Origin of the sequence: Paraburkholderia sp. XV (genome assembly GCF_020177535.1) — a bacterium.
Taxonomy (GTDB): domain Bacteria; phylum Pseudomonadota; class Gammaproteobacteria; order Burkholderiales; family Burkholderiaceae; genus Paraburkholderia; species Paraburkholderia caribensis.
Window position 1 is genome coordinate 49,818 of record NZ_JAGUUD010000040.1, and the last position, 14,143, is coordinate 63,960.

At 60.7% G+C, this 14,143-nt stretch carries 12 protein-coding genes; 3 read left to right on the plus strand and 9 right to left on the minus strand.

The window, feature by feature from the left end:
- Nucleotides 1-5 precede the first annotated feature (5 nt).
- The 9 genes from tssA to KFO72_RS19965 form a co-directional block, all read right to left on the minus strand.
- On the minus strand, nt 6-1,145 hold the full coding sequence (tssA, locus tag KFO72_RS19925; RefSeq protein WP_225032833.1) for a type VI secretion system protein TssA: 1,140 nt from the start codon (nt 1,143-1,145) through the stop codon (nt 6-8).
- Between the two features lie 14 nt (nt 1,146-1,159).
- The gene (tssH, locus tag KFO72_RS19930; RefSeq protein WP_225032834.1) at nt 1,160-3,814 is read right to left on the minus strand and encodes a type VI secretion system ATPase TssH; all 2,655 of its coding nucleotides are present in this window, start codon (nt 3,812-3,814) and stop codon (nt 1,160-1,162) included.
- Between the two features lie 46 nt (nt 3,815-3,860).
- Entirely contained in the window at nt 3,861-4,946 is a 1,086-nt protein-coding gene (tssG, locus tag KFO72_RS19935; RefSeq protein ID WP_054931746.1) for a type VI secretion system baseplate subunit TssG, read from the minus strand.
- Nucleotides 4,910-6,748 (minus strand): type VI secretion system baseplate subunit TssF, encoded by a 1,839-nt coding sequence (tssF, locus tag KFO72_RS19940; protein ID WP_054931745.1) that lies wholly within the window; start codon nt 6,746-6,748, stop codon nt 4,910-4,912. Before tssF ends, tssG begins: the two co-directional genes overlap by 37 nt.
- Nucleotides 6,749-6,803: 55 nt before the next feature.
- On the minus strand, nt 6,804-7,283 hold the full coding sequence (gene tssE / locus KFO72_RS19945; protein WP_225032835.1) for a type VI secretion system baseplate subunit TssE: 480 nt from the start codon (nt 7,281-7,283) through the stop codon (nt 6,804-6,806).
- 75 nt (nt 7,284-7,358) lie between these two features.
- The gene (locus KFO72_RS19950; RefSeq protein WP_035995719.1) at nt 7,359-7,862 is read right to left on the minus strand and encodes an Hcp family type VI secretion system effector; all 504 of its coding nucleotides are present in this window, start codon (nt 7,860-7,862) and stop codon (nt 7,359-7,361) included.
- 74 nt (nt 7,863-7,936) lie between these two features.
- On the minus strand, nt 7,937-9,424 hold the full coding sequence (gene tssC, locus KFO72_RS19955; RefSeq protein ID WP_054931743.1) for a type VI secretion system contractile sheath large subunit: 1,488 nt from the start codon (nt 9,422-9,424) through the stop codon (nt 7,937-7,939).
- Between the two features lie 23 nt (nt 9,425-9,447).
- A complete protein-coding gene (tssB, locus tag KFO72_RS19960) occupies nt 9,448-9,996 on the minus strand; it encodes a type VI secretion system contractile sheath small subunit (protein ID WP_054931742.1) in 549 nt (182 codons plus the stop codon).
- Between the two features lie 40 nt (nt 9,997-10,036).
- Nucleotides 10,037-10,726, minus strand: coding sequence for a tetratricopeptide repeat protein (locus KFO72_RS19965; protein WP_082433876.1), 690 nt, complete (start codon nt 10,724-10,726; stop codon nt 10,037-10,039).
- Nucleotides 10,727-11,074: 348 nt separating this feature from the next.
- Here KFO72_RS19965 and tssJ point away from each other — a divergent pair, with 348 nt between their 5' ends.
- From tssJ to icmH, 3 genes are all read left to right on the plus strand, one after another.
- Nucleotides 11,075-11,701 carry a type VI secretion system lipoprotein TssJ gene (gene tssJ, locus KFO72_RS19970; protein ID WP_054931740.1) on the plus strand — a complete coding sequence of 209 codons (627 nt, stop codon included), beginning with the start codon at nt 11,075-11,077 and terminating at the stop codon, nt 11,699-11,701.
- Nucleotides 11,702-11,822: 121 nt separating this feature from the next.
- Complete coding sequence (tssK, locus tag KFO72_RS19975; RefSeq protein ID WP_060610203.1) at nt 11,823-13,166, plus strand: type VI secretion system baseplate subunit TssK; 1,344 nt, start codon at nt 11,823-11,825, stop codon at nt 13,164-13,166.
- A complete protein-coding gene (gene icmH / locus KFO72_RS19980) occupies nt 13,163-13,945 on the plus strand; it encodes a type IVB secretion system protein IcmH/DotU (protein WP_054931738.1) in 783 nt (260 codons plus the stop codon). The genes tssK and icmH overlap by 4 nt, the downstream gene beginning before the upstream one ends.
- Nucleotides 13,946-14,143 lie beyond the last annotated feature (198 nt).

Consider the following 14,143-nt stretch of genomic DNA (forward strand, 5'->3'; position numbering starts at 1 on the left):
CTGGCCTAGTTATTCTCTTCGGGCTTCACGCCCAGCATCTCGCGGATATGCGACAGCGAGCCGTCGTCCTTGACGACGGTCGCGAGCCACTGATGCAAAGGCATATCGGCCCACTCCGCAGCCTTGTCGGCGAGATACGCGGCTGGGCTGTGCGGCTCCGTGTGACGAAAGAAGCGCGCGACCGCGCGCAATTGCGCCACCGCCTGCGCCCGGGTTTGAATGACGCCCGGCGTCGGATTCGGCAGGTTCGTGGTCGATATGGGCAACGGTAGCTCCTCCAGCGGTGCCGTCCTGAACGACGGCTCACTGCGCGCTTCGACAGCTTCGGGTTGGGCACGCGGCGCGGCCTGGCTTTGCACCGGCGTTTGCGTCGGCGGTAGCGTGTTCGCGCCTACGTCTTTTGCGAAACGCTCCGCAAGCCGATAAACCGCTTCATACGCATCCTTCGCCTGCCGGAAACTCGGCGCCGCATCGCCGGCGTGACGCTCCAGCTCGCTTTCGAGCGACAGCATCGCCGCCTCGAACGCGCGCAGACCGGCAAGCAGGACTGTATAGAAAGCGGGCTGCGTCGAGCGTTTCGACATCTCGATCTGTTCATTCGACGGCTTGCCGCGCGCGATATCGTTCGCATGGTCGGGGTCACGCCTGATCGCCTGCGCAACATGCGTGGCGACGTCCCAATCGAGCGTGCTGAACGAACTGCCGGGCGCCTGCGTGACGGGAAACGCGCGCAGCAATTCCGCCGTGCGCACCACCAGCCAGCCGATATTGCCGAGCCGGTACTCCGCATCGTCGCCATCCACGAGAGGATGCACGCTGCTCCAGTAGCGTTCGCACAAGCCCGCGAGCAGCGCATAGCCTTGCGTGAGACCGGCCACGCCTTCTTCGATCGCAAGCGCTTCCGTCAGCCATGCGGCAAGTCGCAGATCCTTCGTTCGGGTCAGAAGCAACGTCGTGCATTGCTCGATGACGAACGACCAGTCGGCCTCCTTGATCTCGGTGACCCATTCGCCCTGATCCAGCGACGCATCGTCGAAACGGCGCGCATGCTGGATCGCATCGAATTCCGACGAGAACAGTAAGTCGTCGCCGCATGGCGACGCGTCGCTGATCGGTTCAAGCAACGTGGTGAAATTGGTCGGCATGTTTCTGGTGAACCTCAGGCAACGGTATATTCGAACTCGCCCGCTTGCGTCGCGCGCGCGCCGATGCGCTTGACAGGCACGCCATCGGCGATGCGTTCGAGCACATGCTGCGCGATTTCGGGCAGCAATGTGCCGTTAAGAATGTGATCGACATTGCGTGCGCCCGAATCCACTTCGGTGCAGCGTGCGAGCACGGCTTCGACGAGCGACTCGTCCCATTCGAAGGCCGCCTTGTGATTGGTTTCGATGCGGTGCCGGATGCGCTCGAGCTTCAATTCGATGATCTCGACCAACACGTCGTCGGCAATCGGGTAATACGGCACGACCTTCATGCGGCCAAGAAAGGCTGGCTTGAACGCCTTGTACAACTGCGGGCGCAACATTTCGGCAAGTGATCCGGCATCGGGCATGTCCTCGTCGTTCTTGTTCAGGCACGCCTGCATCACCGCAGATGAACCGACATTCGACGTCAGGATGATCAGCGTATTACGAAAATCGATCTCGCGCCCTTCGGCGTCGTCCATCGTGCCTTTATCGAATACCTGGAAGAACATCTCCAGCACGTCCGGGTGCGCTTTTTCAACTTCATCGAGCAACAAGACGGAATAGGGATTGCGCCGCACTGCTTCCGTCAGCACGCCGCCTTCGCCGTAACCCACGTAGCCCGGCGGAGAACCCTTCAGCCCGGAAACGCTGTGGGCCTCCTGGTACTCGCTCATATTGATCGTGATCATCTTGCGCTCGCCGCCATACAGAACGTCGGCCAGCGCGAGCGCCGTCTCCGTCTTGCCGACACCCGATGGCCCGACGAACATGAATACGCCGCGCGGCTTGTTGGGATCTTCGAGATTGGCGCTTGCCGTGCGCACGCGTTGCGCAATCGCTTCGAGTGCATGATCCTGGCCGATCACGCGCGCGCTCAACAACGGCTGCAGATTCAGCACCGTGCGCAACTCATCCTTCACCATGCGGCCAAGCGGAATGCCCGTCCATGAAGCGACGATCTCAGCGACGACATGCGCGTCTACCTGCAACGGCACCATCGGTGCGGTCTTCTGCACCTCTGCCAGTTCGGCGACGCGACGTTCCAGCGTTTCGCGCGCGCTGGCGAGTTCGTCTTCGTGACAATTGCCGTCGCGCGCCGCGTCGATCCTTTCCCGCAACGCGACGATTTCACCGACGATCATGCGCTCCTTCTCATACCGCGCCCGATCGTGCGCAAGCCGTTCGACGTCGATCGCGTGCTGCTCGCGCAATGCCGCGAGGCGCTCATCGTGCGATGCGCCGCTCGCCGTCTCGCGCTCCAATGCCGCGATTTCGGCGTCGATGCGTTCCAGACGCTTGCTGGTATCGTCGATTGCGGCGGGCGTCGCACTTTGTGCAAGCGCGACCTTCGCGCAGGCCGTGTCGAGCACGCTGATCGCCTTGTCCGGCAACTGACGTCCGCTGATATAGCGATGTGACAGACGCACGGCTTCCGTGATCGCGTTGTCGAGAATGCGGACGTTGAAGTGCTTTTCCATCAACGAAGCCATGCCGCGCAACATCGCAGCGGCAAGCGTTTCATTCGGCTCTTCGATCTTCACGACCTGAAAGCGTCGCGCAAGCGCCGCATCCTTCTCGAAGTACTTTTTATACTCACTCCATGTCGTCGCGGCAATCGTGCGCAATTCGCCGCGCGCCAATGCCGGCTTCAGCAGATTCGCCGCATCGTTCTGTCCAGCCGTGCCGCCGGCGCCGATCATGGTATGCGCTTCATCAATAAAGAGAATGATGGGATGCGCGCTTTTCTTCACCTCGTCGATCACGCTTTTCAAGCGGTTCTCGAACTCGCCCTTGACGCTCGCACCCGCTTGCAGCAGCCCCATGTCGAGCACGTGCAGCGCGACGCCGCGTAGCGGCGGTGGTACGTCGTCGGCGGCGATGCGCAGTGCGAGCCCTTCGACCACGGCCGTTTTACCAACGCCCGCTTCGCCCGTCATGATCGGATTGTTCTGGCGGCGGCGCATCAGGATGTCGATGGCCTGACGAATCTCGGCTTCGCGGCCGATCACAGGGTCGATATGGCCATCGCGCGCGCGTTGCGTGAGGTTCGTCGTATAGGTATCGAGCGCTGGTGTCTTCGACGCGGCATTCGGGCGCGCAGAGTCTTCTGTCGAAGCCGCCTGTTCCGCAGTCGCCGACCCGATTTCGCTTTCACGCGAACCTTGCGTCAATTCATCGAAGCTGTGCTTCAATTCCGTCACGCGTACTTTCGCAAACAGCGGCGACATGCGCTGCGCGAATTGCGCGAGATCCGGCGCACTCAACAAGGCAAGCAACAGATGCCCTGAACGAATGCGCGCAATCTGCGAATCCAGCGACGCAATCAGCCACGCCTGCTCGAAGAGCGCAATCAGATGCACCGAGAAAACGGGCGTGCGTGTATTGCCCGTCTTCAGGCGTCCCAGTTCGCGTTCGAGATCGGCGCGCAATGCATGGATATCGATGTCGCTCGCGCGCACGACGAGTGGCACGTCTGTCGCGGCTTCATCGAGCAATGCGCCGAACAGGTGTTCGAGATCGACCTCATAGTGGCCGCGCGCCAGGCAGCGGCTCGCCGCTTGCTCCGCTGCCTCGCGGCACGTCGGGTTGAGTTTGGCGATCAGGGTCTTCAATGGCGTGCTCATGGCGTACTGTCCGATGTGTCGTGCGTGTCGTTGTTTTCGTTTGCCGTCAGTGGATCACGTGCAGTTCGTAACGTGCGTCTGCCCTGTCTTCGACGACTTCGTTCGTGCAGAGGAACGCGTCCCAGCCCAGCCGCGACCCTTTGCCGAGGATGCTGGGGCCGACGTCCTCATGACGCAGCTTCAGCTTCACTTCGTATTCGAGCGTGATGCCCGCCAGCAGCGTCAGCATCCGTTCGAGTGCGACCGCCCGTTCCGCGCCGGGCAGGAAGGCCTCGTAGTCCGCCTTCTTCAACGGGCCGATGACGAGCCGCACGCGCATGTCGCGCTGCCAGACGCGCGTGCCCGCCAGCGCCGTCGCGCCGAGCGTCGCGTTGACACTGCCCAGCACCGTCAGCTGGTCGCGCGGCACGTCATACCATTTGCCAACGAACTGATCGACCTGCACGGGCACGTTGAAGTACTCCGCGAGATTGCGCTGCAAGTACGCCGCCGATACAGGCCGATGACGCGCTGCCAGCGCGTAGCCCGCAATCGCTTCGTCGAACAGTGCGCCCTTGCCCGCTTGCAGGCTCGCGCGCGTATCCGCATCGCCCACACCCGCCAGCGACAACAACAGCGGCAAGTACCGCTCGTCGCGGTCGAGCTCGTAGTGAAACGGCAGACGGTACTTTTTCCACGCCGCGTAGAAGAGCGCCGTCGCGCGATTCGAGAACACGTCGAAGAATTCGCGCGCGGCGCGGTCTCGCGTCATCTGCTCGCGATCGAGCAACTGCTCCGTGTAGTTGAGCGGCAACGCGCCCTGCCCGCCGAGCAGGCCGAAGAACGCGGGCGTCAGATCGACCTTGCCGATCGCATCGTTCACGAGCGCAGCCGTGCGCTGCGCCTTGTCCTTGAGCGCATTGCCATCTTCGTCGTACGACATGGCGGCCTGGATCTCGCTCGGCGGAAACGCGAGCGACAGCGTGGTGCGAAACGTCATGCGCTGCGCGACGACATCGCCCGCACGCTGGGACGTTTGCTGCCCGAACCACTTTTCCAGCAAACGCACCGCCTGAAAGAACTCGAAGCGGTGCGGCTCGTCGAGCAGTTGTTCGACTACGCCAGGATCGATTCGCCGCTGCGCGGTTTGCATCGCAAGATCTCCTCGCCCGTGCGCTTCGACACGACGACCAGTTGCACAAAGCTGTTCAGATGCACGTACAGCCCAAAGAAGCGATCGATCACGCCGACAAACGAAGCGAGACTTGCGCCGACGAAGTGCTCCTCGTCGACCGTCAAACGCACTTCGATTCCGCGCACGAAGGTCGCAAACGGATTGCCGGGCAACCACTGCACGGCCGCGCGCTGATCGATTCCTGTCAAGCCGTCGACATGACGCGCCGACACCGCCGTTCGCCGCAGATCGTAGAGCGCGAGCATTTCCTTGAGCGCCGCCAGCCCGCTTCCCGCGAGCGATACATGATTGAGCGCGAGATGCGAAATCAGACGCCAATGCGCGGAACGCCCACGCTCGAAGCGCACGCTAGGCGTGGGTCTGCGCAACAGCGTGAGCGTGCTCGCCAGCGAGCCGCCTTCGAGAAACAGATCGCCCCCTTCGAGACCCGCCGCGAGTTGCGCGGGCAGATCGCGATTCGTGCACGTCAGGTCGACGCTGAGCGTGTCCGTTTGCGGCGCCGACGGCTCGAAGTCGATATCGACGATGGAGATTTCCGTCTCGTAGCCGGGGCTCTTTTGCGCGACCCAATCGTTGCGGCGCGCAAACCAGTAGTGGCCCGCGCGCGTCGCCTCGCCGTGATGCAGCGAATAGAACGGGCGAAATTCCGTCACCGATTCGCCATGCGCCTGCTGACGCACGAGGCGGACGGAGTCGATCGAATAGACTTCATACGCGAACGCCCGGCGGGCTTCCGCCACCACAGGGTATGAAACCGCCTGATGACTGATGCGGATCGGCTCGCCATGCTGTTTGAACAGATTGACGACGGGCGTGCAGAACAGGCGCAGATTTTGTGCGGACAACGCGTCCAGCAGGCGCGCGATATTCGAATCGCTGCGCACGTCTTTCAGCACGACGTGCAGCGTGATGCGATGGCAACGGCCACTGGCGCGCAACATGGCGGCCAGATCGAAATCGGCGAAACTGAATTTATCGGGAAACGCGAAATACTCGGTCAGCAGACGATAAGCCGGATGCGACTTCGCGGGATAGTCGATCAGTGCATCCTGTTCGTCGAAGCCGGCCTGTTCGACGGGCATGGCGCGCAGCGCTTTCCATACGCCATTGCGCTCGGGCTCGACGTACGCGGCCAGTGCATGCATGAAAAGGCAATCGGAAAGCGCGGCGACAAACGATTGTTCACCATGCAAATGGGCCCGCAATGTACTCAGCTTCAGCGCACCGAGATCGAGTTGCGGCGCGGTCGATTCAAGCGTGATCGAGAGCATGCCCGTCGCGTTCGCAGGGAGGACCGTCGCGCTCGGCGCCATCGCCACCGACGTGTACTTCGCTTCTGAAATACGAATGGGCGCGAGCACGACCTCGTACGCGGTTCGGAAACGGCATTGCACGCCTCGTATCGGGCGCGATTTGACTTCCGTGCCTCGCTCGATGGTCGCGGGCTGCGTCAGATTCCCAATGCCGCTCGACAAACCGAATTGCGCAACAGAACAGGAAGGAAAAGGCCGCAAATAATGCGGATAAAGCACTTCGAAAAGCGCTTCTGTGAATTCCGGGTAGTCGTCTTCGAGCTTCTTGTTGATGCGCGCGCCCAATAGCGCGAACGACTCGATCATCCGTTCGACGTGCGGGTCTTCGCAATGCTCGCCCGACATCGCGAGCCGCGCGGCGATCTTCGGATAGCGCTCGGCGAAATCTCGCGAATAGCGCCGCAAAAACGACAACTCGCGCTCGTAATACGGCAGCAGTTCTTCCATGACTCCATCCCCGAGCGAGATCGTTCCGCTTCGGCCTGCTCGCAGGCTCGCGGTATCACAGCTTCGCGCGTGCGCGCGTCACCGAGTATTGCAAGGTCGACGGATGCAGCATCGCGTCGAAACTCACCGGCTCTTCCGCCGGATGCACGACCAGCAAAGCCTGGATCGCAAAGTACAGCGCGTTGATCGACTGCTCGTTCAATTCGAGCGTCACGGCGACCTGTTGCAGGCGCGGTTCGTGCCGGCCGATCGCCTGCTGGATCGACTTGCAGATGAACATGCGGTCGTAATGGCTTGCCAGACTCAAACCGGAAAAATCGTTCAGCCCATAAGTGAGCACCGAACGCTGGCACTCGGGCAACGCGGCGAGGTCGGCTTCCGTCAACGCGATACGCGTGTTGAGGATCGCTTCGACGTCGCGCGCGACATTCGACTTCAGTTCTTCCAGCGACAACTGCCGCATCGCGGCGGGTGCCGGAAGATGCGGTTCGTCGTCGAACAGCTTGTCGAAGAAACTGGGTTCGAATCGCTTCATAAGTTTGCTTCGAGCAACCTCAACGAAACTGCGGCAATGGGTCCGCATGCACAGCGGCACGCGGACCCGCTGTCATCAGACTGCGTACGTCTTGTCGTTCTTCGTCAGGCTCCATGCGCCTTGCGCGTTGCCGCCCTGATTGCCGCCGATCTTCTGCTGCGTGTACTTCCATTGCACGGCGGCATACTTCAGCGAGAACGCCTCAGTGGGCAGACCTTCGCCGACCACGCTCGGCGTAATGCTCGAAATGATCACGTACTTCAGCTTCACTTCGAGATACTTGATGCGGTTGCCCTCGCCGTCCGAGCGCATGAAGTCGATCGTCACTTCGTCGAACGTCGTGCCGCCCGAAGCATGCTGGTAGAGCAGCGGACTCACGACGTCGATGTCTTTCGTGAACGCCATGTCGGCGTGTTCGCAGCGCTCCGACGTGTGCCCGCCAGCCGTCGATGCCGTCGCCGAACGCGGTTGCGTGATCGCATGCGTCCAGGAATCGATTTCGATCCAGCCCTGATGGTCCTTGTCGGCAGATTCGCCCTTGATTGCAGGATTGCCGAACTTTAAGTAGATATCCTTCATAATTGTGCGACTCCCCAAAGAGGTGGTTTTTACAGTCACCCGGGCGGCCTACCCGGGCGTACTGACTCCGTTTATCAATTTGCCGGTTTCGGCAGGTCCGCCACGAGGCGCAAGGAAATAGAGAGCTCATCCAGCTGGAAGTGCGGACGCAGGAATGCGACCGAACGATACGAGCCGGGTTTGCCCGGAATTTCCGAGACTTGAATCGACGCCTCGCGCAGCGGGAACTGCGCCTTCTGTTCCTGGGTCGCGTTATCGTCGAGCAGCACGTATTGCGAGATCCAGCGGTTCAGAAACACTTCGACGTTCTGCGCCGATGCAAAGCTCCCGATCTTGTCGCGCATCATCGCCTTCAGGTAGTGCGCGACGCGCGAAACCGAGAAGATGTACTGCAATTGCGCGGACAGCACGGAATTCGCATTCGCGCTGTCGGTGTTGTACTTTTTCGGTTTCTGCACGGACTGCGCGGCGAAGAACGCGGCGTAGTCGGAGTTCTTGCAATGAACGAGCGGAATGAAGCCGAGATCGCTCAGTTCTTTTTCGCGGCGGTCAGTGATCGCGATTTCCGTCGGGCACTTCAGCGCGATTTCGCCGTCGTCGGTCTTGAAGGTATGCGTGGGCAGATCTTCGACGAGACCGCCGCCTTCCACGCCGCGAATGGCCGCGCACCAGCCGAAGTCGTCGAATGCGGCCGTCAGGCGCGCAGCAAACGCCCACGCGGCGTTGCACCACAGGTACTTGCTGTGATCGGTGCCGTCCACGTCTTCCACGAAATTGAAGCCTTCCGCCGTCGCGCCGTCTTTAGGATTGAACGGCAGACGGCCCAGAAAGCGCGGCAACGTCAGACCGACATAGCGCGAGTCTTCGGCGTCGCGGAACGACTTCCATTTCGCGTATTCGACGGTATCGAACACCTTGCCGAGATCGCGCGGCTTGCCGAGATCGGCGAACGATTCGAGACCCAGCAGTTCCGGCGACGACGACGTGATGAACGGCGCGTGCGCGGCCGCCGCAACGTGCGACATCTGCTCGATGAAGTACATGTCTTCCGGCTGACGCGTGATTTCGAAGTCGCCGATCAGCGTGCCGAAGGGCGAACCGCCGAAGGTACCGAACTCTTCTTCATAGACCTTCTTGAAGAGCGCGCTCTGGTCGAATTCGATGGCCGTCTTGAAGTCGCGCACGAGGTCGCGCTTCGGCGCGTGCAGCGCCTTGATCCTGATCGTCGAGCCTGTGTTGCTTTCCTTGCACAGATAGTCGAGTCCGCGCCATGTGCTTTCCATGCGCTGAAATTCGGGCGCGTGCATCACGGCGCTCAACTGGTCGGAAATGAGACGGTCGAGTTCGGCGACGCGCGCATCGATTGTCGCGGACAGGTTGTCCGACACGATCACCGTGCCGTCCAGCACCTGATTCACGAGTTCGCCGATCAGATCCTTCGCGCGCGCGTGTTCCGATTCGGACTTCGCTACTTTGCTCTTCTCGACGATTTCGTCGAGAAGCGACACGCCGGCGCTTGCCTGCGCATTGGAATAGTGAGCTGCAGCCGCTTGCTGATTCATGTTACCCCCGGTGCCTGGTGACGCTACTTGTTCTCGTCAGTACGCGATTCGCCGTCCGCGCCATCGCCTTCGGCGCGTGGCGTCGTACCCGCGAGCGCCTGCAATTGCTGCGTGTTCTTCAGCACTTCGCCAAGCAGATCTTCGAGCTTGTCGTTGCCGGCCAGCTTGTTGCGCAGATCCGCGAGTTTCGAACGCGCTTCGAGCAGGCGGCGTAGCGGCTCGATTTGCGCGACCACTTCGTCGGGATTGAAGTCGGCCATCGAGCGGAACCGCACATCGACACCGAACGTCCCGCCCGCATCGCTCAGGCGGTTTTCCACCTGGAAGGCCGCGCGCGGCTCGATGGCTTTCATCACGTCGTCGAAATTGTCGCGGTCGATACTGACGAACTTGCGATCCCGCAGTTTCGGCTGTTCGACTTCCGACTGTCCGGCGAGATCGGCCACCACACCGACCACGAACGGCAATTCCTTCACTTCGATCGCATCGCCGCGCTCGACCTCATAGGTCAGTTGAACGCGCGGCGGCCGCACTTTCTGCAAGCGCTTTTGAATACTTTCTTTCTTTGCCATCGACGGCTCCCGGGTGCGTGTGGTTCAGACCAGCCTGATATCAGCGCAGCGCGCTAAAAGGATCGGACGCGCCGCCGCTTTGCGCCGCTTTCGCGGGCGCAGCGGGTGCGGCAGGCGTGGCGGCAGGTGCCTGCGCGGGCGCGTTGGCAGCGGGTGCCGCGGCGCTGCTGTCCGCGGAATCGCTTGCCTTTGGCGCCTGTTTTGCCACATGACGCACGACACGCTTCTTCTTCGCAGGCTGCTTGTCGGTCGCCTCAGGCGGGAACAGCGTGGCTTCGCCGAGCGTGTCGCGCAATTGCTTCGCAAGCGCTTGTGCATCGGACTTCGCGTCGCCCGCAAGCGCCGCGTCCTGACGCAATTCACCAAGCGACTGCGTCGCGACGCGCAAGCCCGCGACGGCCAGCACGCTTTTCGCCTGACGGTCGGTCTGGTCGCGCTGCAATGCTTCCTGCGCGGCGACGATGGCCTGCCCGTAATGGCCCTGCGTGAACTGGATCTGCGCAATGCGCGACCACGGCTCTTCACGCGTCGGATCGGTTTTTGACAATTGCTGATAAAGCGCGATGGCGCGATCCTGATCGCCATTCTTCGCTACGGTATCTGCGTCGCTGAGCGCCTTGTTAAATGCTTCAGGCGTGGACGGAGTGGAATTTCCCTGTGTGGCGCATCCGGCAATCATGCCGCATACCAGCACTGCCCCAGAAAGACTGGTAAAGAGCCGATTTTTCATCGTTGTTTCACCGCCGTTGCGAATTTTATAATCAGGAAGAAAACGATTTTGCTTTGCACTAAGTGCGCGCGTATAGTACAGGCCAATTTTTATTAATTCAACTTTCATCTACAGAAGAAGAATCCGGAAAACGTGTCAATTGGATGTCTTCGACATATCCGGTAAATTAGGGCCGTCGGCAATTCATTCCGCATCGTTTGGCGGCAATAATTTCCTGGATTGCCATGCTTTTGCATTTTCAGTCCGCTTCTTGCAATCTGACATGCGCAGGGTGAAAACGAAGCACTCATCCGCCGTTTTAATTGACAATTCACAGGGGTAACCGGCTCGAAAGCCGGTCTATAAAGAATGAATACGCGCGCTATCCGGGTTGCATCGCTAATTGCATTGAGTCTGGCTGGAAGCTCGCTGCTGGCGGGTTGCGCGGCGGGGGTCAGCGTGCTTGGCGCAGCTGCCTCCTCGGCCCTGCAGGCTGCGGGAATCGGCAAGCCGGACGTGCCCGACTCGCAAAAGCCGCCACGCAATATCGGCTTGACCTTATATGCCGCGCCCAATCTGAACGCAGCGAATGACAAGCGTCCGCTCGCACTTGTCGTGCGCCTCTACGCGCTGAAAGACCCCACTTCTTTTCAACAGGCGCCTTTCGATACGTTTACTGATCCAGCTAAAGAGAAAAGTACTTTGGGTGGCGATCTGCTTGGCGTGCGCGAGGTGACGCTCATTCCCGGCCAGCGCTATAACGTCACTGAGAAGGTATCGCGCGAAGCGCAGGCATTCGGTATCGTTGCCCTATTCCGCGATCCCGCCATGCAACGCTGGAAGTTCGCGTTCGATCCGGGAAAGTCGGAGAAATCCGGCATAATGATCGGGCTGCATAACTGCGCAATGACGGTGACAAACGGCACTGTGATTCCGCCTGATCAGGGATTGCCCCTGCAGTCATTGAATTTGCTGTCGTCGGTCAGTTGTGGCTAAAGATGACGTTTAAAAGTCATTTAACAATTAACAATGTCGCGTGATAAAAGCCCGAATCGCCACTTAATCGGTCATTGTCATTCGCGCTTACAGATGTGATTCGCATAAACACAGGTTCGCGATGAGTTATTCCGCAAAGGTGCTCTGGGGGGAAGGTCTTTTTCTGAGGCCGCAGCATTTCCAGCGACAGGACGCGTACCACGAGGCACGCCTGTTCGAATCGATTCAGGCCATCCAGCCGTACAACTGGGGGGTGCGTTCGGTGCGCTTCGACCGCGATGCGCTCGGCAGCAACGTGCTGCGCGCGAGCGAACTGTCGCTCGTGTTTCCGGATGGCGCGCTCTACGCCGCGCCACAGGCCGACGAATTGCCGCCGCCCGTCGCGCTCGACACGCTGCCCGACGGCATCAACGAGTTCACGTTCTATCTCGCGCTGCATCCCGTGCGCGAAACGGGGCAGAACCATGCGAGCGATGAAGACGGTTTCGTGTCGCGCTATGTCAGCAGGCAGAGTGTCGTGCCGGACCATTTTACCGACGCCGCCGAAGCCGACATCACGTTCCTGAAAACCAGTGTGAAGCTGATCGCGCACAGCGAGCCGCGTGACCAGTTGTTGTCCGTGCCGCTCGTGCGCGTGCGCCGCACGGCGACTTCCGGTTTCGAACTCGACGAATCGTTCGTGCCGCCCTGCCTTGCAATCGATGCATCGCCGCTTCTGCATCAAAAGCTGCGTCAGCTGATCGATGCGTTGCAGGCGAAGGTGAATGCGCTGTACGGTTTTCATCGCGAGCCGACCAAGAACATCATCGAGTTCCGCTCGGGCGACATTGCGTCGTTCTGGCTGCTGCATACGGCGAGTGCCGCGTTTGCCGCGCTTGCGCATCTTTATCAGCATTCCGCGCTGCATCCGGAGCGGCTGTTTCAGGAACTGCTGCGGCTCGCGGGTCAACTGATGACGTTTTCCAAAGGCTACGCGCTCGCGGATCTGCCCGCCTATCGTCATGACGATCCTGGCCCGGGGTTCGCGCGCCTAGACGGCATGTTGCGCGAACTGCTGGAAACGGTGATCTCGACACGCTACTTCGCCATCGCGCTCGAAGAAGTTCGTCCGTCGTTCCATGCGGGGCGCCTCGACTCGGGCAAGATCGACGACAAGACGCAGTTCTTTCTCGCCGTGTCGGCGGATTTGCCCGCCGTCGAACTCGTCGACGCCGTGCCTGCGCGCTTCAAGGTCGGCGCCCCCGACGACGTCGACAAGCTGGTGCTTTCCGCGATGCCCGGCGTGCGGCTCGCGTACACGCCGCAAGTGCCGCCCGCGATTCCCGTGCGGCCGGGCGCATGTTACTTCTCGCTGGAAGCGCGCGGCGCGCTTTATGAGCGCATGTTGCAGGCCCGTTCGACGATGATCTATGCGCCGTCGGGACTCAACGATCTCAAACTCGAACTGATCGCGGTCACACCATGAGCTACGCCCCTTCCCTGTTCGACACCGACACGCAGCCGTCCGCAATGCCGCCGTCGGCCTTGCAGCCGAGCTATCAGGTTCGCTCGCTGCTCGATCTGCTGTACGACGGTTTTTTCATGCTGTTTCTGTTGAAGAACGGCCGCGAGCCAGGCAATGCTGCCGAGTTCATGAATCGCATCCAGCAGTTTCTGGGTGATTTCGAGCGCGGCGCGAAGAAGCTCGACGTTGCCGCGGAAGATGCGTATACGGCAAAGTTCGCGTTTTGCGCCGCCGTCGACGAGATGGTGCTGTCGTCGCCGTTTGCGATTCGCACCGAGTGGGAGCGACGTCCGTTGCAGCTTGCGTTGTTCGGCGAGCAGCTTGCCGGGGAGAAGTTTTTTCAGCATCTGGAGGAGTGTCGTGCGCAGGGGGCGGCGCGTTTGCAATCGCTCGAGGTCTTTCATATGTGTTTGCTGCTGGGCTTTCAGGGCAAGTATTTGCTCGAAGGGCCAGAAAAGCTTGCGTATCTGACTGCGCGTCTTGGCGATGAGATCGCGCATATGAAGGGCAAACGCGCGCCGTTTGCGCCGCACTGGGCGTTGCCGGATCAGATCGCGCATCGGCTTAAGCGGGAAGTCCCGCTTTGGACCATTGGCGCGGTGTTTGCGTTTGTCGGGCTGGTGGCGTTTCTTGGGCTCAATGCGTATTTGAAGGATGCGACGTTGCGCTCGCTTGCGCCTTATTCGCAAATTGTCAGGCTTGGGCCGCAGTCGGCGAATCTGACTATTTCTTTGCCTTGATCTAGCGGGGCCGTGTGGCGATTTTCCGCGATACGCGGATTGTCTTGGTATTGAGTTTGGCTTTCTGGCAGTGCCGGTTTGGGGTTCTGGTATTTGTGCTGGCAGCCGCGGTTTGCTTTTGCTTTCGCTGGCATCCGCGATTCGTTAGCGTGCTTCAGGCGTCGCCGGTGTGCGTTTGCCTTTGCGCTGGCATCCGCG